This window comes from Pseudomonas sp. Van50 (assembly GCF_055390755.1).
On the sequence record NZ_AP024343.1, the window covers coordinates 760,495 to 780,669 of the forward strand.

Annotated in this window: 20 protein-coding genes and 1 pseudogene; all 21 read right to left on the bottom strand. The window is 63.6% G+C overall.

Features of this window, described 5'->3' with window-relative positions; all coding sequences use genetic code 11:
- Window positions 1-184 precede the first annotated feature (184 nt).
- The 21 genes and pseudogenes from ureC to cbiE all read right to left on the bottom strand — a co-directional run bounded on the left by ureC (window position 185) and on the right by cbiE (window position 20,008).
- A pseudogene (gene ureC, locus ACZ5M5_RS03270) lies at window positions 185-1,884 on the bottom strand (urease subunit alpha).
- A 141-nt stretch (window positions 1,885-2,025) separates the two neighbouring features.
- Window positions 2,026-2,331, bottom strand: coding sequence for an urease subunit beta (locus ACZ5M5_RS03275; RefSeq protein WP_014336352.1), 306 nt, complete (start codon window positions 2,329-2,331; stop codon window positions 2,026-2,028).
- Entirely contained in the window at window positions 2,328-2,861 is a 534-nt protein-coding gene (locus tag ACZ5M5_RS03280; RefSeq protein ID WP_060739380.1) for a GNAT family N-acetyltransferase, read from the bottom strand. The genes ACZ5M5_RS03275 and ACZ5M5_RS03280 overlap by 4 nt, the downstream gene beginning before the upstream one ends.
- A 7-nt stretch (window positions 2,862-2,868) precedes the next feature.
- Window positions 2,869-3,402 (bottom strand): N-acetyltransferase family protein, encoded by a 534-nt coding sequence (locus ACZ5M5_RS03285; protein ID WP_464738577.1) that lies wholly within the window; start codon window positions 3,400-3,402, stop codon window positions 2,869-2,871.
- A gap of 9 nt (window positions 3,403-3,411) precedes the next feature.
- Complete coding sequence (gene ureA / locus ACZ5M5_RS03290) at window positions 3,412-3,714, bottom strand: urease subunit gamma (RefSeq protein ID WP_003197350.1); 303 nt, start codon at window positions 3,712-3,714, stop codon at window positions 3,412-3,414.
- 178 nt (window positions 3,715-3,892) lie between these two features.
- Window positions 3,893-4,744 (bottom strand): urease accessory protein UreD, encoded by an 852-nt coding sequence (locus ACZ5M5_RS03295; RefSeq protein WP_103309834.1) that lies wholly within the window; start codon window positions 4,742-4,744, stop codon window positions 3,893-3,895.
- A gap of 30 nt (window positions 4,745-4,774) precedes the next feature.
- The gene (urtE, locus tag ACZ5M5_RS03300; protein ID WP_103309832.1) at window positions 4,775-5,473 is read right to left on the bottom strand and encodes an urea ABC transporter ATP-binding subunit UrtE; all 699 of its coding nucleotides are present in this window, start codon (window positions 5,471-5,473) and stop codon (window positions 4,775-4,777) included.
- A 123-nt stretch (window positions 5,474-5,596) separates the two neighbouring features.
- Entirely contained in the window at window positions 5,597-6,457 is an 861-nt protein-coding gene (gene urtD, locus ACZ5M5_RS03305) for an urea ABC transporter ATP-binding protein UrtD (RefSeq protein WP_092204811.1), read from the bottom strand.
- The gene (gene urtC, locus ACZ5M5_RS03310) at window positions 6,457-7,533 is read right to left on the bottom strand and encodes an urea ABC transporter permease subunit UrtC (protein ID WP_103309830.1); all 1,077 of its coding nucleotides are present in this window, start codon (window positions 7,531-7,533) and stop codon (window positions 6,457-6,459) included. Before urtC ends, urtD begins: the two co-directional genes overlap by 1 nt.
- On the bottom strand, window positions 7,533-9,035 hold the full coding sequence (gene urtB, locus ACZ5M5_RS03315) for an urea ABC transporter permease subunit UrtB (RefSeq protein ID WP_464738578.1): 1,503 nt from the start codon (window positions 9,033-9,035) through the stop codon (window positions 7,533-7,535). Before urtB ends, urtC begins: the two co-directional genes overlap by 1 nt.
- 158 nt (window positions 9,036-9,193) lie before the next feature.
- The gene (gene urtA / locus ACZ5M5_RS03320; protein ID WP_025211599.1) at window positions 9,194-10,459 is read right to left on the bottom strand and encodes an urea ABC transporter substrate-binding protein; all 1,266 of its coding nucleotides are present in this window, start codon (window positions 10,457-10,459) and stop codon (window positions 9,194-9,196) included.
- A gap of 373 nt (window positions 10,460-10,832) precedes the next feature.
- Window positions 10,833-12,212, bottom strand: a complete 1,380-nt coding sequence (locus tag ACZ5M5_RS03325) for a PepSY-associated TM helix domain-containing protein (RefSeq protein WP_464738579.1) — start codon at window positions 12,210-12,212, stop codon at window positions 10,833-10,835.
- A gap of 163 nt (window positions 12,213-12,375) precedes the next feature.
- Window positions 12,376-14,502, bottom strand: coding sequence for a TonB-dependent copper receptor (locus ACZ5M5_RS03330; protein ID WP_060739372.1), 2,127 nt, complete (start codon window positions 14,500-14,502; stop codon window positions 12,376-12,378).
- 82 nt (window positions 14,503-14,584) lie between these two features.
- Window positions 14,585-14,989 carry a DUF2946 domain-containing protein gene (locus ACZ5M5_RS03335; RefSeq protein ID WP_060739371.1) on the bottom strand — a complete coding sequence of 135 codons (405 nt, stop codon included), beginning with the start codon at window positions 14,987-14,989 and terminating at the stop codon, window positions 14,585-14,587.
- Between the two features lie 57 nt (window positions 14,990-15,046).
- Window positions 15,047-15,526: a copper chaperone PCu(A)C gene (locus ACZ5M5_RS03340; protein ID WP_060739370.1), complete on the bottom strand. Its 480-nt coding sequence runs from the start codon at window positions 15,524-15,526 to the stop codon at window positions 15,047-15,049.
- 46 nt (window positions 15,527-15,572) lie between these two features.
- On the bottom strand, window positions 15,573-15,971 hold the full coding sequence (locus ACZ5M5_RS03345) for a DUF2946 domain-containing protein (protein WP_060739369.1): 399 nt from the start codon (window positions 15,969-15,971) through the stop codon (window positions 15,573-15,575).
- A 221-nt stretch (window positions 15,972-16,192) separates the two neighbouring features.
- Entirely contained in the window at window positions 16,193-16,483 is a 291-nt protein-coding gene (locus ACZ5M5_RS03350; RefSeq protein ID WP_024617344.1) for an addiction module antidote protein, read from the bottom strand.
- A gap of 3 nt (window positions 16,484-16,486) precedes the next feature.
- Entirely contained in the window at window positions 16,487-16,789 is a 303-nt protein-coding gene (locus ACZ5M5_RS03355) for a type II toxin-antitoxin system RelE/ParE family toxin (RefSeq protein ID WP_060739368.1), read from the bottom strand.
- 192 nt (window positions 16,790-16,981) lie between these two features.
- Window positions 16,982-17,710 carry a cobalt-precorrin-6A reductase gene (locus ACZ5M5_RS03360; RefSeq protein ID WP_464738580.1) on the bottom strand — a complete coding sequence of 243 codons (729 nt, stop codon included), beginning with the start codon at window positions 17,708-17,710 and terminating at the stop codon, window positions 16,982-16,984.
- The gene (locus ACZ5M5_RS03365) at window positions 17,707-18,804 is read right to left on the bottom strand and encodes a cobalt-precorrin-5B (C(1))-methyltransferase (protein WP_060739366.1); all 1,098 of its coding nucleotides are present in this window, start codon (window positions 18,802-18,804) and stop codon (window positions 17,707-17,709) included. The genes ACZ5M5_RS03360 and ACZ5M5_RS03365 overlap by 4 nt, the downstream gene beginning before the upstream one ends.
- On the bottom strand, window positions 18,797-20,008 hold the full coding sequence (cbiE, locus tag ACZ5M5_RS03370) for a precorrin-6y C5,15-methyltransferase (decarboxylating) subunit CbiE (protein ID WP_464738581.1): 1,212 nt from the start codon (window positions 20,006-20,008) through the stop codon (window positions 18,797-18,799). Before cbiE ends, ACZ5M5_RS03365 begins: the two co-directional genes overlap by 8 nt.
- Window positions 20,009-20,175 lie beyond the last annotated feature (167 nt).

The following is a 20,175-nucleotide window of genomic DNA, read 5'->3' on the forward strand; positions in this document are numbered from 1 at the left end:
CAGGCAATGAAAACCGTGGCGAGTACGCGTGCTCCCGCTGGACCGTAGGAGCTGTCGAGCGCAGCGAGGCTGCGATCTTTCCAAAAACGCTTGAGTCCCAAGCGAAAGATCAAAAGATCGCAGCCTTCGGCAGCTCCTACGGTCCAGCGGGAGCAAGCTCCCTCGCCACAGGAACTGCGCCGGTTCAAAACAGGAAATAACGCTGCGCCATCGGCAGCACGTCGGCCGGTTCGCACCACAGCAACACGCCGTCGGCCTTGACCTGGTAAGTCTGCGGGTCGACGTCGATGCTCGGCAGGTAGTCGTTGTGGATCAGGTCGGTCTTCTGCACGTCGCGGCAGCCTTTGACCACGGCGATTCTTTTCTTCAGCCCCAGTTGTTCCGGCAACCCGGCCTCGGCGGCGGCCTGGCTGATGAAGGTCAGGCTGGTGGCATGCCGTGAGCCGCCGTAGCTGGCGAACATCGGTCGGTAGTGCACCGGTTGTGGTGTCGGGATCGAGGCGTTGGCGTCGCCCATCAGGCTGGCGGCAATCGCTCCGCCCTTGAGGATCAGCGTTGGCTTGACGCCGAAGAACGCCGGGCGCCACAGCACCAGGTCGGCCCACTTGCCCACTTCGATGGAGCCCACTTCATGACTGATGCCGTGAGTGATCGCCGGGTTGATGGTGTACTTGGCGATGTAGCGCTTGATGCGGAAATTGTCGTTGCCTTCGCCGTCGCCGGGCAGGGCGCCGCGTTGTTTTTTCATCTTGTCGGCGGTCTGCCAGGTGCGCGTGATGACTTCGCCGACACGGCCCATGGCCTGGCTGTCGGAGCTGATCATCGAGAACGCACCGAGGTCGTGGAGAATGTCTTCGGCGGCGATGGTCTCGCGGCGGATGCGGCTTTCGGCGAAGGCCACGTCTTCGGCAATGCTCGGGTCCAGGTGATGGCAGACCATCAACATGTCCAGGTGCTCGTCGATGGTATTGCGGGTGAACGGCCGGGTCGGGTTGGTGGAACTGGGCAATACGTTGGGGAAACCGCAGGCCTTGATGATGTCCGGCGCATGGCCGCCACCGGCACCTTCGGTGTGGTAGGTGTGGATGGTGCGGCCCTTGAAGGCGGCGAGGGTGGTTTCCACGAAGCCCGACTCGTTGAGGGTGTCGGTGTGGATCGCCACCTGCACATCGTACTGGTCGGCCACGCTCAGGCAGTTGTCGATGGCCGCCGGCGTGGTGCCCCAGTCTTCGTGCAGCTTCAGGCCGATGGCCCGGCCTTGACCTGCTCGATCAACGGTTCCGGCAGGCTGGCGTTGCCCTTGCCGGTGAAGCCGATGTTCATCGGGAAGGCATCGGCGGCCTGGAGCATGCGCGCCAGGTGCCACGGCCCGGAGGTGCACGTGGTGGCGTTGGTCCCGGTGGCCGGGCCCGTGCCGCCGCCGATCATGGTGGTGACGCCGCTCATCAGCGCTTCTTCGATCTGCTGCGGGCAGATGAAGTGGATGTGGGTGTCGATACCGCCAGCGGTAAGGATCATGCCTTCGCCGGCGATCACTTCGGTGCTGGCGCCGATGGCGATGGTCACGTCGGGCTGGATGTCCGGGTTACCGGCCTTGCCGATGGCGGCGATGCGCCCGTCCTTGAGGCCGACATCGGCCTTGACGATGCCCCAGTGGTCGATGATCAGTGCGTTGGTGATCAAGGTGTCGACGACCTCGGCGGCCAACAGTTGGCTCTGGCCCATGCCGTCGCGAATCACCTTGCCGCCGCCGAATTTCACTTCTTCGCCGTAGGTGGTGAAGTCTTTTTCCACTTCGATCCACAACTCGGTGTCGGCCAGGCGGACCTTGTCGCCGACGGTGGGGCCGAACATGTCGGCGTAGGCTTGTCTCGAAATCTTCATGTGCTTGCCTTGGAATTCAATTGAATGTTGAAACCGTTCGCTGCGCTCACTCATCGCGAGCAAGCTCGCTCCCACATTTGATCGAGGTAACCTGTGGGAGCGAGCTTGCTCGCGATGAGGCCAGTGCAGGCACCCTATGACTTACAGGTCGCCCATGACCCGCCCGGCAAACCCGAACACCCGGCGATGCCCGGCCAGGTCCACCAGCTCCACCTCGCGGCTCTGGCCCGGTTCGAAACGCACTGCGGTGCCGGCCGGGATGTTCAGGCGCATGCCACGGCTGGCGGCGCGGTCGAAGGTCAAGGCGTCGTTGGTCTCGAAAAAGTGATAGTGCGAGCCGACCTGGATCGGTCGGTCGCCGCTGTTGGCGACGTTCAACGTGAGCGTGCGGCGACCGACGTTGAGTTCGATGTCGCCGGGCTGGACCTGGTATTGCCCTGGAATCATTGCGGTTGCCCCAAAATCTTGTAGTAAATGGCGGTCGGGGTGTAGGTCCCGTCCGGGCTCTGGCAGTAGTCGGGCAGTTCACCGACGCGGGTGTAGCCCATGGCGCGGTAGAACGCCTCGGCCTCGGAACCGGCCTCGGTGTCGAGGTACAACAGGCCACGCTTGTGCTGGCGGGCGCCAAGTTCCAGGGCGCTCATCAATTGCTGGCCCAGCCCGCGGCGGCGAGCCTCACCGCGGACCAGCAGCTTCTGCACTTCGGCACGGTTGAGGCCGTTGGGCTTCTGGCACAGGGCAAGCTGGACGCTGGCCTGTACCTGTTCATCCTTGACCACCACCCACAGCAGCAGGTGGCCCTGGTTGAGGCTGGCCTGGACCTCGTCGAAGTAGGCGCGGGCCTGGACGGCATCGAGATCGGCCATGAACCCCACGCTGGCCCCGTAGCCGACGGCGTCGAGCAACAGATCGATCAGGCCCTGGCGATAATGCGCAAAGCTCTCGGCGTGGACTCGACGCAACTGGGCGGCGTTCATTGGCTTTTCACTCCTTGTTGATGGCAGGCGGTAGCGCCCCGGGGTTGAGGTTCAACTGCATGAAGGTCAGGTCCAGCCAGCGGCCGAACTTGGTCCCCACCTCGGGCATCTGCCCGGTGATCACGAAACCGGCCCGCTCGTGCAGGCGAATCGAGGCCACGTTGCCACTTTCGATGGCCGCGACCATGACGTGTTTATCGCAGGCCCTGGCACGTTCGATCAGCGCGCCCATCAGCAGCGGGCCAAGGCCATTGCCGCGTTGATCGCTGCGCACGTACACCGAATGCTCCACGGTGTGGCGGAAACCGTCGAACGGCCGCCAGTCGCCGAACGAAGCGTAGCCGAGCACGTTGTCTTCGGCGTCGACGGCCACCAGCACCGGGTAGCCCTGGGTCTGCCGGGCGCTGAACCAGGCCTGGCGGTTGCCCAGGTCCACGGCTTGTTCGTTCCAGATCGCCGTGGTGTTGAGGACGGCGTCGTTGTAGATCTCGCGGATCGCCGGCAGGTCTGCGGCACGGGCGTCACGAACATGGGCAGTCATGGCGTGGCCTCAGGCGATGGGTTGGTGGACGGTGACCAGTTTGGTGCCGTCGGGAAACGTCGCTTCGACCTGGATCTCCGGGATCATTTCCGGGATGCCTTCCATCACCTGCTCGCGGCTCAACAGCGTGGTGCCGTAGTGCATCAGCTCGGCGACGGTCTGGCCGTCACGGGCGCCTTCCAGCAGCGCGGCGGAAATGTAGGCCATGGCCTCCGGGTAGTTGAGCTTCAGGCCCCGGGCCAACCGTCGTTCGGCGACGAGGCCGGCGGTGAAGATCAGCAGCTTGTCTTTTTCGCGTGGGGTCAGGTCCATGTGCAATCCATAAAAGGCAGATAAATAATTCGCGCTAAGTTCAACCCTGGGGTGGGAACCCGTGGGAGCAAAGCTTGCTCGCGATAAACGATAACGCGGTCTTTTTCTGTGTCGAGGCGTCTGCATCGCGAGCAAGCTTTGCTCCCACAGAACTCACTACTCCCACAGGAAAGCCAATTCAGGTGCTCCAGATTCTCGGTGGTACGGCCTCTCTTCCAAGCAATGCAGGCCTGAGCAAGCGCCACAATTCAATCAACCACCCCCGCGCCAGCAACGCCTCGCTCGCCAGGCACCGCGCCACGACCAGGCCGGGCAATTGGGTCAGGTCGCCGCGCACGGCATGGCCCAGGGAGCGGCAGTGTTCCAGCAACTCGCTGTCGATCTCGCCGGTCACCAGCAACGTGGCAAACACCGGATCGCCGCCCAGCCCGATGGGCGAGTCCAGCAGCCCATCACCGCCCACAATGCGCTGGCGCTCATGCCACAGCAACTGGCCGTCGCGGCGAATGTCCAGTCGCGATTGAAAGTGCCCCAGGTCGAACCGCTCGCCGCTGGCCGGTCGGCCGAGGGCGACCATGTCCCAGTAGAACAGGCGTGCGTCGCCCTGCAGGTCGATACTCGTGCCGAGTTCGGCCTGGGCCGCGCTGAAGACGATGGTTTCCTGGGGCAGCCATTCCAGGGTCGCGCCGGGGGCCACGCTCAGGGTCAGCTGTTGGTACGCCGGGCCGGCAGCGCGGTACCACTTGGCCGCGCCGGGGCTGGTCAGTTGCGCCCAGGCGCCAGGGCCGACGTGGGCCGAGATGTCCAGCCGGTCACCGCCGGCAATCCCGCCGGGCGGGTGGACGATGATGTGCTGGCACACCTCGGGGCCTTCGGCGTACAAGTGCTTCTGCACCCGCAGCGGGCCTTTGTGGCGGCGCTGTACCGGGCGTGTGCACTCGCCGAAACGGGCGTAGCCCAATTCCAGCTCGGCGTGCCAGCTGGGGGTGAACAGGGCCGAAGGCGCCAATGAACAGACAGGTAGATTCATGATTTCTGATTATCGTCAGGACGCTACAGACTAGATCGTAACCAGTCCGCGCACACCCTCGGCTTCCATATTTTCTCCGCGCCCCTGCTGCACGATCTCGCCCCGGGACATCACCAGGTACTGATCGGCCAGCTCGGCGGCGAAGTCGTAGAACTGCTCCACCAGCAAAATCGCCATGTCGCCCCGGGCCGCCAACTTCTTGATCACCACGCCGATCTCCTTGATCACCGAGGGCTGGATGCCTTCGGTGGGCTCGTCGAGAATCAGCAGGCGCGGGCGACTGGCCAGGGCTCGGCCAATGGCGAGCTGCTGTTGCTGGCCGCCGGACAGGTCACCGCCACGGCGTTGTTTCATCTGCAGTAGCACCGGGAACAATTCGTAGATGAATGCCGGCACTTCCTTGGCTTCGGCGCCGGGAAAGCGCGACAGGCCCATCAGCAGGTTTTCTTCCACCGTCAGCCGTCCGAAAATTTCCCGACCCTGGGGCACGTAGGCGATGCCGGCATGCACCCGTTGGTGCGGCTTGAACGCGGTGATGGCCTTGCCTTCCCAACTCACCGCGCCTTCCTTGGCCGGCAACAGGCCCATCAGGCATTTGAGCAGGGTGGTCTTGCCCACGCCGTTGCGCCCCAGCAGGCACGTCACCTCGCCGACCTTGGCGTCGAACGACAGGCCGCGCAGGATGTGGCTACCGCCGTAGTACTGGTGCAGCTTGTCGACTTGCAGCATGTTCCAGATTCTCCTCAAGTTCCCTGTGGGAGCGAGCTTGCTCGCGATAGCGGTGGCTCAGCCAACCTTGAAGGTGAATGTTCAATGGCTATCGCGAGCAAGCTCGCTCCCACATAAAAGCGATCAGCGACCGAGATACACCTCGATCACCCGCTCATTGTCCTGCACCTGTTCCAGCGACCCTTCGGCCAACACGCTGCCCTGGTGCAGGACGGTGACGTGGTCGGCGATCGCGCCGACGAAGCCCATGTCGTGTTCCACCACCATCAGCGAATGCTTGCCCGCCAGGGACTTGAACAGCTCGGCGGTGAACTCGGTCTCGGCGTCGGTCATGCCCGCCACCGGTTCGTCGAGCAACAGCAACTGCGGGTCTTGCACCAGCAGCATGCCGATCTCCAGGAACTGCTTCTGCCCGTGGGACAGCAACCCGGCAGCGCGGTTGACCGACGTGGCAAGGCGGATGGTCTCGAGCACTTCGTCGATACGGTCGTGCTGCTCGCCAGTGAGTCTTGCCCGCAGGCTGGCCCACACCGATTTGTCGGTCTTGAGCGCCAGCTCCAGGTTCTCGAACACGCTCAGGGCTTCGAACACCGTGGGCTTCTGGAACTTGCGCCCGATGCCGGCCTGGGCGATCTGCACCTCGCTCATGCTCGTCAGGTCCAGGGTCTCGCCGAACCAGGCCTTGCCGTGGCTGGGGCGGGTCTTGCCGGTGATCACGTCCATCAGCGTGGTCTTGCCGGCGCCGTTGGGGCCGATGATGCAGCGCAATTCGCCGACGCCGATGTACAGGTTCAAATCGTTCAAGGCCTTGAAGCCATCGAAACTGACGCTGATGTCTTCCAGGGTCAGGATGGTGCCGTGGCGGGTGTTCAGGCCCACGCCGGCTGCCTGGCCGAGGCCGATGGCGTCGCGGCTGCTGCCTTGGTCCTTGTTGGGCTCCAGGATGGGTTCGAGCATGAAATCCGCCGTAGGTGTGATTCGCATCATTCGCTCCTTTTCTTCAGCAACCCGATCACACCCTTGGGCAGATACAGGGTCACGACGATGAACAGGGCGCCGAGGAAGAACAGCCAATATTCAGGAAACGCCACGGTGAACCAGCTCTTCATGCCGTTCACGACCCCGGCGCCCAGCAACGGCCCGATCAACGTGCCGCGCCCGCCAAGGGCGACCCACACGGCGGCCTCGATGGAGTTGGTCGGCGACATTTCGCTGGGGTTGATGATGCCCACCTGCGGCACGTACAACGCCCCGGCCAGGCCGCACAACACCGCGCTCAACACCCAGACGAACAGCTTGAAACCACGGGGATCGTAGCCGCAGAACATCAGGCGGTTTTCCGCATCCCGCAGGGCGGTCAGTACCCGGCCGAACTTGCTGCGGGCCAGGCGCCAGCCGATGAACAGGCTCGCCACCAGCAGCAACACCGTGGCGAAAAACAGCACCGCCCGGGTGCCTGGCTCGGTGATGCCGAAGCCCAGGATCGAGCGGAAATTGGTGAAGCCGTTGTTGCCGCCAAATCCGGTTTCGTTGCGGAAAAACAGGAGCATTCCGGCGAAGGTCAGGGCCTGGGTCATGATCGAGAAATACACGCCCTTGATCCGCGAGCGGAAGGCGAAGAAGCCGAACACCAGGGCCAGCAACCCCGGCGCCAGCACCACCAGGCACATCGCCCAGAGGAAACTGTCGGTGCCGGCCCAGTACCAAGGCAACTCGGTCCACGACAGGAAGGTCATGAACGCCGGCAAGCCATCCCCGGCGGCCTGGCGCATCAAGTACATGCCCATGGCGTAGCCGCCCAGGGCGAAGAACAGGCCGTGGCCCAGGGAGAGCAAGCCGGCGTAGCCCCAGACCAGGTCCAGTGCCAGGGCGACGATGGCGTAGCAGAGAATCTTGCCCACCAGGGTCAGGGTGTAGGCCGACACGTGCAGCGGATTGTCCGCCGCCAGCAGCGACAGCAACGGCAGGCTCAGCAGCACGGCGAGGATCAGCGTGCCGACGGCGAGGGTGACTTTGGGACCGGCCTTTTGCGTGGCCGTGAGCATCAGGGGCTGGTTCATCAGTCGATTACCCGTCCTTTGAGCGCGAAGAGGCCTTGCGGACGCTTCTGGATGAACAGAATGATCAGCGCGAGGATCAGGATCTTGCCCAGCACGGCGCCGATCTGCGGTTCGAGGATCTTGTTGGCGATACCCAGGCCGAAGGCGGCGAACACACTGCCGGCCAACTGGCCGACACCACCGAGCACCACCACCAGGAACGAGTCGATGATGTAGCTCTGGCCCAGGTCCGGGCCGACGTTGCCGATCTGGCTCAGGGCCACGCCTCCGAGCCCGGCGATGCCCGAGCCGAGGCCGAAGGCGAGCATGTCGACGCGGCCGGTGGGCACGCCGCAGCAGGCGGCCATGTTGCGGTTCTGGGTCACCGCGCGCACGTTCAGGCCCAGGCGCGTCTTGTTCAGCAGCAGCCAGGTCAGCACCACCACGAACAGGGCGAAAGCGATGATCACGATGCGGTTGTACGGCAGCACCAGGTTCGGCAACACCTGGATCCCGCCCGAGAGCCAGGCCGGGTTGGCAACTTCGACGTTCTGCGCACCGAACACCAGGCGCACCAGTTGGATCAGCATCAGGCTGATACCCCAGGTGGCGAGCAGGGTTTCCAGCGGCCGCCCGTAGAGGTGGCGAATCACCGTACGCTCCAGGGCCATGCCGATGGCCGCGGTGATGAAAAATGCCACCGGCAGGGCGATCAGCGGATAGAACTCGATGGCGTTCGGGGCGAAGCGCTGGAACAGCAACTGCACCACATAAGTGGAATAGGCGCCCAGCATGAGCATCTCGCCGTGGGCCATGTTGATCACCCCCAGCAGGCCGAAGGTAATCGCCAGGCCGAGGGCGGCGAGCAGCAGGATCGAGCCCAGGGACATACCGCTGAAGGCCTGGCCCAGCAACTCGCCCACCAGGAGTTTGCGCTTGACCTGGCCCAGGCTGGTTTCAGCGGCGGTGCGCACGGCGGCATCGGTTTCGATGCCGGGTTCGAGCAGGCCTTCCAGGCGGGTGCGGGCCAGTGGATCGCCGGTTTCCCCCAACAGGCGGACGGCGGCCAGGCGCACGTTCGGGTTGGTGTCCACCAGTTGCAGGTTCGCCAGGGCCAGGCTCAGGGCGGCGTGTACGTCTTCGTCCTGCTCACCGGCCAGTTGCCGATCGAGAAACGCCAGTTGCGCCGGGCGGGCAGTTTTTTGCAGTTGCTGCGCGGCGGCCAGGCGTACGCGGGCATCGACGGCGAGCAGTTGATGGCTGGCGAGGGCGGTTTCGATCAGCCCGCGCAAGCGGTTGTTCAGGCGCAGGTTTTTTGGCTGGCCGTCGACGATCAACTGGCCTTGTTGCAGGGCGTTGATCAGTTCGACACGTGCAGGCTCCGGCTGCGCGGCCCAGGTTTCCAGGAGCTTGGCCTGCTGGGTCGAGTTGGCGGCGACGAAGTCTTCGGCGTCACCGGCGTGGGCCTCCAGTGGCAACAGCAGCACCAGGGCGAGGATGAGGCGGTAAAGGGCGGTGGGCATATGCTAGGCCTTGCGCAGTGCTTTTTGTGGGAGCGAGCTTGCTCGCGATAGCGGTGTGTCAGTCACTGTTCTTCTGGCTGATCCATCGCTATCGCGAGCAAGCTCGCTCCCACAGGGGTTGTGTGTCGGCCCGGGGGTTGGGGCCGACACCCATGGGCTCAGTTGCTCTTCACCGCATAGTCAGGCTTCTTGTCGTTGCCGGCGATGAACGGGCTCCACGGTTGCGCGCGGATCGGGCCTTCGGTCTGCCAGACCACGTTGAACTGACCGTCGGCCTGGATCTCGCCGATCATCACCGGCTTGTGCAGGTGGTGGTTGGTCTTGTCCATGGTCAGTGTGTAGCCCGACGGTGCGGCGAAGGTCTGGCCGGCCAGGGCTTCGCGGACTTTGTCGACGTCGGTGGACTTGGCTTTCTCGACCGCTTGCGCCCACATGTGGATGCCGACGTAGGTGGCTTCCATCGGGTCGTTGGTCACCGCTTTGTCGGCACCTGGCAGGTTCTTGGCCTTGGCGTAGGCTTTCCAGGAATCGACGAATTTCTTGTTCGCCGGGTTATCCACGGACTCGAAGTAGTTCCACGCCGCCAGGTTGCCCACCAGCGGCTTGGTGTCGATGCCGCGCAGTTCCTCTTCGCCCACCGAGAACGCCACCACCGGTACGTCGGTGGCCTTCAGGCCCTGGTTGGCCAGTTCTTTATAGAACGGCACGTTGGAGTCGCCATTGACCGTGGAGATGACCGCGGTCTTGCCACCGGCCGAGAACTTCTTGATGTTAGCGACGATGGTCTGGTAATCGCTGTGGCCGAACGGGGTGTAGACCTCTTCGATGTCTTTGTCCGCCACCCCTTTGGAGTGCAGGAACGAACGCAGGATCTTGTTGGTGGTGCGCGGGTAGACGTAGTCGGTGCCCAGCAGGAAGTAGCGCTTGGCGCTGCCGCCTTCTTCGCTCATCAGGTACTCCACCGCCGGAATCGCCTGTTGGTTCGGCGCCGCGCCAGTGTAGAACACGTTCGGCGACATCTCTTCGCCTTCATACTGCACCGGGTAGAACAGCAGGCCGTTGAGTTCTTCGAACACTGGCAACACGGATTTACGCGACACCGATGTCCAGCAGCCGAACACCACGGCGACCTTGTCCTGGGTCAGCAACTGCCGGCCCTTTTCGGCGAACAGCGGCCAGTTCGACGCCGGGTCCACGACCACCGCTTCAAGCTTCTTGCCGTTCACACCACCCTTGGCGTTGATCTCGTCAATGGTCATCAGCGCCATGTCCTTGAGGGACGTCTCGGAGATCGCCATGGTGCCGGACAGCGAATGCAGGATGCCGACCTTGATGGTCTCGGCGGCCTGGACGGTCCAGGCCATGCCCATCGCGGCAATGCTTGCCGAGAGTGTAAAAGCCTTGATCAAGCTACGACGCTTCATTGTGCGATCTCCATGGACTTATGAGTTTTTTTGAGGGCAGATGCAAACGCTGAAAGCGCTTTTGCAAGGGGTGTGCCCGGTCGGAGAAAGGCTTTGAAACGCGGGGTTGGCGTGGGGCACAAGGGAGCGAGCGCACCATGAGTGAACGCATTGCGGGGGCTGGTGCGAGGAGGTGCGCCACATTAGTGCGCAAGGGTGCGAGTCCCCTTGTGGGAGCGAGCTTGCTCGCGATAGCGATGGGTCAGTCATCTCCGATCTGACTGATCTACCGCTATCGCGAGCAAGCTCGCTCCCACATTCCGGACTGTGTTCATCGTTTGGAAAGCGGGTGCGATTGTGGAGGTTTCGCGCCGCCTTCCGTTAGTGCACTGTCTCAGCTTGAGGGTGAAGCCGCCTCAGGCTGGCGATTGAACCGGGTAACCAGCCGGTCCAACAGCCACACCACCACCAGCGAAGCCCCTACCAACGGGAACACCAGCGCCAGGGCCAGCATGATGAACACTCCGGTCTTCCAGGTCGGCAGGTCGTGGCGCAGGGGCGGCACGCCGAACTTGCCCTGGGGCCGACGCTTCCACCAGATCACCAGGCCACTCACGGCGCTGAGCAGGATCATCAGGCAAACCAGCAGCACGAGGATCTGGTTCACCGGGCCGAACATCTTGCCTTCGTGCAGCATCACCCCGGTTTCGGTGGCGCGGGCGACGATGCTGTAGTGCTCCCAGCGCACATCGGCCAGGACCTTGCCGGTGTACTGGTCCACGTGCAGGGTGGCGTCGTTGCGCGGGTCATCGGCGAACACGGCGACGGTGAACACGCCGCTGGCCGTGGTGGGCAGCGTGATGCTGTAGCCGGGCGTGACCTGGCGCGCGGTGGCGATATCCTGCACCGCTTGCAGGCTGACGGTCGGGGCGGCGGGGCCTTCGTGCAGGCCACCGTGGCCCATGTGCTCGGCATGGTCGCCGGACATCGGCATCGGCGTATTTTCCACGGCCCAGGGCACGGTCTGGCGGTGGGCGTTGTTGAGGCTGCCGGCCTCGACGTCGGACTTGGGCACGTCATTCCACATCGCCGCCGGGAAGCGGTTCCAGAGGTCTGCGTATTGCTTGCCCCAGAAGCCGGTCCAGGTCATGCCGCTGAGCAGCATCACCAGCAGGAATGCCGCGCCCCAGAAACCGACGACGACGTGCAAGTCACGCCAGAACAACCGCCCGCGGGCGCTCCAGCGCGGCCACAGCACTCCGGCCGATGATTGCCCGCGTGGCCACCACAGGTACAGGCCGGAGACCACCAGCACCACGCCCCAGCCAGCGGCCATTTCCACCAACCGGTCACCGACGGTGCCGATCAGCAACTCGCCATGGATCGCCCGGGCCATGGCTTGCAGGTTGCTCTTCGCATCCTGTTCGCCGAGGACGTCGCCGTGGTACGGGTCGATGAACACATTCAGTTCCCGGCCCTGGTCGATCACTACGAATTGCGCGCTGCGTTCGGCGTTGACTGGTGGCAGGTACTGTTTGACCTGGCCTTCGGGGTAGGCCTGGCGGACCTTATTGAGCAGGTCATCCGCCGCCAGGGTGTGATGCCCGGCCGGCACGTTCAACAGGCTGCCGTACATCAATGGATCGAGTTGCGGCTTGAACAGGTAGATGATGCCGGTCAGGGCCAGCATCACCATGAACGGCGCCACGAACAGCCCGGCATAAAAATGCCAGCGCCAGGCCAGGTTGTAGAAATTCGGTTTCGGTTGGCTCATCAGAAAGCGCTCCGCAGGGCAAATTGGGTTGTTATGTTTTTCGGTTGCTGCGCAACCGATCGCGGGCAAGCCTTGCTCCCACAGTCTTTGTCATTGCTGTGGGCCCCGTTGTGTTCCCTCGGCAATGGAGTACCTGTGGGAGCAAGGCTTGCCCGCGATGCTTTTAGAAACTCATGTCCACCTTGGTCCAGAGCGTGCGCCCCGGTTCGTTGATAGCCTGCGGGTCGCTCGCCGGGTAGCCGAACCCGGCGTTGCCGGCCAGGTTCAAGTGTTCGGCGTAGGCTTTGCCGAACAGGTTGTCGACGCCGCTGCTGACCTTCCAGTGTTGATTGATGCGATAGGCACCGTTGAGCGAGAACACGCCGAAGCCCGAGCTTTTGCCGTAGTCCTTGCCCACCACGTTGCCCTTGTTTTCATCGACACGGTGTTGCGCTGCCACCACCCGCCACAGGGCACCGGCGCTCCAGCGGTCTTCGCTGTAGGTCAGGCCCAGGCGTGCGTCCAGCGGCGGCATTTGCGCCAGGGCGCTGCCGTCGCTGCTGTTCTTGCCCCAGGCGTAGGCCAGGGTGGCGTCGGCTTTCCAGCGCTCGCTCAGCTTGTAGGCCGCACCCAATTCACCGCCCATGATCCGTGCATCGATGTTCTCGGCCCGGGAGGTGGTGCCCATCATCCCGGGGGTGTAGTCGAAGAGGATGTAGTCGCGCACCTGGCCGACATAACCCGACGCCCAGGCTTCGAGGGTTTCGGTCTTGTACTGCAGGCCGAAGTCGAGCTGGGTGGTTTTCTCCGGCTTGATCGCGTCGAAGGCATTCAACGAACCGCTGGGGCCGACGTTCGGCGAGAACAACTCCCAGTAGTCCGGGAAGCGCTGGGCGTGACCGACGCCTGCGTAGAGGGTGGTGGGGCTGTCGTCCAGGTCGTGCTCGTAGCGGACAAAACCGCTGGGCAGCGTGTCGGCGCGAGTGTCGTCGGCGGTGGGGTTGGGGCGGGCCGACATGCCGGAACCGATGCTCTGGCGGTAATCCTTGGCCGCGGCGCGGTCGAGCCGGGCACCGGTGATCACCCGGTCGCGGTCGGCGGCGTACCAGGTCAGTTCGCCGAACACCCCGTAGTTGTGGAAGTCAGCGTCCTTGGTGTACGGCAGGTCCTTGTAGGTGTCGACGCCCATGCTGCTGCGTTGGCGATGCTCGTTGGTCTGGGCGTCCAGGCCGCTGATCAATTGCACATCGGCCCAGCGCCAGGTGGCCTTGATGCGCGCGCCGAGGGTGCGGCGGTCGACGTTGGAAGCCATGGGCCCGGCCATCATCCCGGTGCCGGACGGCGTGCGCAGCGTGTAGTTGTCCATCACGTGGTCGGCGTAGTTGTAGTAGACCTGGGCCTCGACCTTGTCCAGCACCTGGCCGATGTTCGAGCGCTCGAAACGCAGCCCGAGGCTTTCGCGCTTGAACTGTGAGCCGTCCATGCCGCGTCCGGCGTAGCGCGCTTCACCGTCGCCCTTGCCGGCCGTCAATTCCAGCAAGGTGTCGGCGTCCGGCGTCCAGCCAAGGGTGACGTCGCCATTCCACTTGTCATAGCGCGACGGCACGGTGTCGTTATTGCCGTCGCGGTAGTCGTCCGAATGGGCGGTGTTGCCGATCACCCGTACATAGCCCAGCGGGCCACCGGCGGCGGCATCCACCACTTTGTCGAAACGGCCATTGGAGCCGGCCAGCACACTGGCGTTGACCCGGGTGCCCAACTCGCCGAACTGTTCCGGCTCTCGCTCGAACAGCACGGTCCCGGCCGAGGCGCCGGGGCCCCAGAGCACGGTTTGCGGGCCTTTGATGACGGTGAGCTTGTCGTAGGTTTCTGGCGAGATATAGGAGGTCGGGGCGTCCATCCGGCCTGGGCAAGCACCCAACAGCATGCTGCCGTTGGTGAGGATGTTCAGCCGTGAGCCGAACATGCCACGCAGCACCGGGTCGCCATTGGTGCCGCCGTTGCGCACCAGGGCAAAGCCCGGAATGGTCTTGAGGTAGTCGCCGCCATCACTGGCCGGCACCGGTTGGCGCGGGTCCTTGGGGTTGGTGACGACGGTCAGCGGCGAGCTGGGGGCGATGGCGGTGATGACCGTCGGGCTCAGTTCGTCGACCTGATGGTCGTGATGCTCGTGCTCGTCGGCCAGCGCGAGAGGCGTGAGCAGCAGGCCGCACAGGGCGGCGATGGTTTGGCGCAAACGAACCCGTGGCTCGTTCAGGGGGCAGCGAACCTGGGCAGAGCCCAACGCGATGCCAGCAGAAAACCTGGACATGATGATTCCATCGAACAAACGTAGACGACACGGTCGGGCAGCCTGGGGCTGTCTTGTACGACCGGGTGAGTGGAGTGTCGGCTTACGCGTCGAGGGGCGGTGCGCGGGTGCGGGCACCCGGGAAGAATGCGGTGCGGGCATGGCCCAGGCGCGGGGAGGGGGCGGTGTAGGTGTTGGCCAGTGGTGTTTCAAAGGTGGCGAAGCCCTGGCCGCCAGTCAGCGCCGGACAGTTGAACAGCAGGCTGCAATAGCCACACTTTTCCCACAGTGCGTGGTGCTCGCGCTGGGGCGGGCAGTGTTCGTCGGTTGAGGCCTCATGTTCGGCGTGGACTCCCGCCGGCATGTCCATGCTCATGTCCATCGACATGCTCATGTTCATGCTCGCAGGCATGCGCTGATCCATCGGCATCGACTGGGAAATCAGCGGACCGATAAAGATCATCAGCATGGCGAACAGGCTGATCCAGCTGCCGCGTGTCTGGCTCATGGGCTGACGGCGGGGCATGGATGGCCTGGCGCGAAGGGCGTGCACGGGCGGCTACGTCTACTGGGCGTGCATGTGTGTCTTGGTGCCGTCGGGCGCTTTTTTCTGCACCGCAACCTCGACCGTGACATCGCCGGCTTTTTCGAAATGCAGGGTCATGGGGAAGCGCTTGCCGTCGCTGAGCAGGCTGCGGTCCTTCAAATCCAGCAGCATCACGTGATACGCCATCGGCGCGAAGGTGACAGTCGCACCCGGGGCGATATCGACGTCGGATACCGGTTGCATTTTCATCAGGTCGTTTTGCATCACATGCTCATGGAGCTCGGCCTTGCCGGCGATGGGTGAGTCGACGCTGAGCAGCTTGTCGTCGCTGGTGCCGCCGTTGTGGATGACGAAATACGCGGCCACGGTCGGCGCATTGGGCGGCAACTCTTGAGACCACGGGTGGGCGATTTCAAGATCGCCTGCCTTGTACTGGTGAGCTTGGGCAAAGCCGATGGGAAGCAATAGGGCAGCCAGCAGGATAAGTCTGTTCAACATGGCGATTCTCCGGAACGATTCAGGGCGCAGGTGTATGCGGAAAGAATCAGACCAGGGGCGAGGCGCGGGGATTGAGGCTTGGCCATTGTTGGCGGGGCGTGGGGTTATCGAGTTTCGATTGGACGATGCCGCGATGATCGAGCCGGGCATCCAGGTACAGTTGCGGGGCATGGCCGGTGAGTGCCACCAGCGACGCGGTGCCGGCGCAGCACCAGCAATGCTGCATCGTCGAGTGATTGTCTTTCTGTGGCGCGCCCTGTTCGAGCTTGCCCAGGGAAATCGCGACCATTTTCGTGCCGCTGGACGAGCAGAAACTGCCCCACAGCAGTTGCTCGGCTGGCGAATTGGCAGTCGCGCCACCGCTGTTGGAAAGCGGCATGGCAAGCATGTTGAACAGCACTGCGAAGCAGGCGATCCAGGCAAATGCAAGCCGTTGTCGGGACATGGGGCAATCCGCTCGGTTGGGCGATCAGGTGGCGGTATTTAGCCTGATCGGGGTTGAGAAGTAAAAAAGGCGTGTGCGGTATAGGGTCGCAGGGCTGGTGTTAACAGTATCAACAGATCTTCAAGTGAGTGCTTTTGTGGCGAGGGAGCAAGTTCCCTCGTCGCGTGTTTTTGATCAATCGGTATTCAATCACTCCAATACAGGAGGGAAGGGAACCTCTGTCAAATGGCCGTCGCATGTAACCTCAAGCCCAAAGCTTTCATGACTTTCATGATAGTTGTGAACTCCGGATTGCCCGTACTTCCCAGTGCTTTGTAAAGACTCTCTCGTCCCAGGCCTGCATCACGAGCAATCTGCGTCATGCCCTTTGCCCTGGCAATATCGTTAAGAGCTGCCCGAACCAGTACGCCGTCACCCGCATCCTCTTCAAAACAGGCATCCAGATAAGCGGCCATTTCCTCAGGCGTCTTGAGGTAGGTGGCTGCATCGAAACGTGTGAATTCTTCAGTCATGATTCACTCCTCATTACCCATGGTTTGCGCCATTTGAACAGCGCGTGCGATATCCCGTTTCTGAGTCGATTTGTCACCTCCCACAAGCAGCAAATAAAGCACGGAGCCTTGACGGGAGAAGTACACTCTGTAGCCAGGACCCGAGTGAATACGCATCTCATACACTGCGTTACCCACCGGCTCGCAATCACCAAAATTCCCATGCTCTGCCGATCGGAGCCTGGCAATGATGCGAGCTTTCCCAGCAATGTCCTTCAACCCGTCAAGCCAGGTTGAGAATACTCGGGACTGTTCAAATTCGATCATTTGGATCGTATTCCTTGGGATACATATTGGCAAGCAGCACTTTCCTCGGCATGAGACGGGTCGCTCATGCTGAATGACTGCCAGGTGCTGCGGTGGGTATTAAGGAGCGGAACTATAGAATTGAACGTCTTGGACGAAACAGCCGGCTTCGTCTTGAAAACTTGTCAGAAATGTCGCGCGAATGCGCTGAATTCAGAACCCGTTTTGTACGAATAAAGCGTCCAGCATTTCATTGATCTCTCCAAACTCCCGATCCACCCCCGCCAACACCGGCCGCCGCAAAACCAACACCGGCACCCCCCGCTCCCGCGCCACCTCCAGCTTCGGCTCAGTGGCCGTGCTCCCGCTGTTCTTGCTGATCAGCACATCGATCTTCCGGCGTTCGAACAGTTCGCGCTCGTCTTTGAGGTGAAACGGCCCACGGGCGCCGATGACTTCGCAGCGTTCATTGCCGGGGTAAACGTCCAGGGCGCGCAGGGTCCAGAATTGCTCCGGTGGGATTTCGTGCAGGTGTTGCAGCGGTTCGCGGCCGAGGGTGAACAGCGGGCGGCGGAAGGGTTGCAGGGCCTGGATCAGTTCGGCCCAATCGGCCACTTCGCGCCAGTCATCCCCGGCCTGGGGCTGCCAGGCCGGACGGCGCAGGGCCCAGCAGGGAATGCCGCAGGCGCGGGCGGCGTGGGCGGCGTTGTGGCTGATTTGCGCGGCGTAGGGGTGGGTGGCGTCCAGCAGCAGGTCGATGCCTTGGTCGCGAATGAATTGCGCCAGGCCTTCGGCGCCGCCGTAGCCGCCGGCGCGGACCTGGCAGGTGAGGTCGGTGGGGACGCGACCGATGCCAGCCAGGCTGTAGATGTGATTGGGTCCCAGGGTGCGGGCGATGGCCAGGGCTTCGGTGACGCCACCGAGCAGCAGGATGCGTTTCATTGGAAGCCTCCGGCGTGACCGACGATCCCACCCTGGCGGTCGATGGCGAAGACTTCGACCTGGACCTGGGCCGGTACCACGCTGCGAGCGAAGGCCAGCGCGTGCTCGCACACCGCATCGCCGAGGGCGACGCCGGCGGCGCTGGCCATCGCCAGGGCCTGTTGGCTGGTGTTGGCGTCTCGGATGCCCTGCTGCAAAACCTCATCGGCCCCGATGGCGGCCGCCCATTCGGCCAGTTGCGGCAGGTCGATGCTCGAGTGACGGCTGTGCAGGTCCATGTGGCCGGCGGCGAGTTTGCTGATCTTGCCGAAGCCGCCGCAGAGGCTGAGTTTTTCCACCGGCACCTTGCGCACATGTTTGAGCACGGCGCCGACGAAGTCGCCCATTTCGATCAGGGCGATTTCCGGCAGGTCGTAGACTCGGCGCATAGTGTCTTCGCTGGCATTGCCGGTGCACGCGGCGATGTGCAGGTAACCGTTGGTCTTCGCCACGTCGATGCCCTGGTGGATCGAGGCGATGTAGGCCGCGCAGGAGAATGGCCGGACGATGCCGCTGGTGCCGAGGATCGACAGGCCGCCGAGGATGCCCAGTCGCGGGTTCATGGTTTTCAGCGCCAGGGCTTCGCCGTCCTCGACATTGACCGTGACTTCGAAACCACCGGCATAACCGCTTTCCTCGGCCAGGCGGCCCAGGTGATCGTTGATCATTTTGCGTGGCACCGGGTTGATCGCCGGCTCACCGACACCCAGCACCAACCCCGGTCGTGTCACTGTGCCTACGCCGCGACCGGCGACGAAACGCACGCCGGGTTCGGCGATCAGGCGCACCTGGGAAAACAGCAGGGCACCGTGGGTCACGTCCGGGTCATCGCCTGCGTCCTTGATCGTCCCGGCCTCGGCGCCTTGTTCGGTCAGGCGACAGAACTCCAGACGCATCTGCACCTGCTTGCCCTTGGGCAGTACGATTTCCACGGCGTCGGCTTCGGTGCCGCGCAGCAGCAAACGGGCCGCCGCCAGGCTGGTGGCCGTGGCGCAACTGCCGGTAGTCAGGCCGCTGCGCAGGGGGGCGGGTTGTTCGGCGGTTTCGTCACGCATCGAGAGGTTTCGTCAGGTCCAGCAAGGTAATCGGCAAGGCCTGGCGCCAGGTGTCGAATTCGCCCAACGGCTGGGCCTGGGCGATGTGGATGCGGGTCAGTTCACCGCCATGACGTTCGCGCCAGTGCATCAGGGTCATTTCGCTTTGCAGGGTCACGGCGTTGGCGACCAGTCGACCGCCGGGCTTGAGTTGGGCCCAGCAGGCGTCGAGCACGCCTTCGCGGGTGACGCCGCCACCGATGAACACTGCGTCCGGACGCTCCAGGTTGTCCAGCGCCTGTGGGGCACTGCCGCGAATCAGTTGCAGGCCGGGCACGCCGAGGGTGTCGCGGTTGCGTTCGATCAAGCCTTGCCGGCCTGCGTCGGCTTCGATAGCCAGGGCTCGGCAACTGGGGTGTGTGCGCATCCATTCGATGCCGATGGAGCCGCTACCGGCGCCGACATCCCAGAGCAACTCGCCGGGGGTCGGGGCGAGGCGGGCGAGGGTGATGGCGCGCACGTCGCGTTTGGTCAACTGGCCGTCATGCTCGAACGCGCTGTCCGGCAAACCGGCCAGGCGTGACAGGCGCGGCGTCGACGGTTCGGCCCGGCATTCGACGGCGATCAGGTTCAGGTCGGCGACGGTGCCATCGGACCATTGCGCGGCGCTACCGTCGATCCGTCGTTCCGCCGCACCTCCCAGATGTTCCAGCACGGTCATGGCGCTTGGGCCGAACCCCCGCTCGCGCAGCAACGTCGCCACGGCGGCAGGGCTGTGGCGGTCATTGCTCAGCAGCAACAGCCTGACGCCTGTGGATAAATGCCCATTGAGCGCTGCCAGGGGCCGCGCCACCAGCGACAGCGTGACCACGTCCTGCAACGGCCAGCCCATGCGCGCCGCTGCCTGCGAACAGGACGATGGCGCCGGGATAACCAGCATCTGGCCGCCCGGAATCTGTTTAGCGAGACTGGCGCCGACGCCGTAGAACATTGGATCGCCGCTCGCCAACACGCACACCGCCTCGCCCCGACGGGCCAGCAGCGGCTCCAGGGAAAACGGACTGGGCCACAGCTCCCGTTCGCCGCCAATACACGGTGGCAACAGCGCCAACTGCCGAGCGCTGCCAACAATGCGCGACGCCCGCAGCAAAGCATGCCGGGCGGTGCGGCCCAGGCCCTTGAAGCCGTCTTCGCCGATGCCCACTACGGTCAACCAGGGCGTCATCTGTGTTCCTCGACTCGATCTGTTTGATAAGCAGGCTGACGCCCGCGAACCGGGCGGTCATCATACCGTGAGTGTTTGGTTAAGGCTGCGTCCGATCCAGATCAGCTATGCAGGGCAGACCGCCATCGCGAGCAGGCTCGCTCCCACAGTTGGATCGGGTGAAGCCA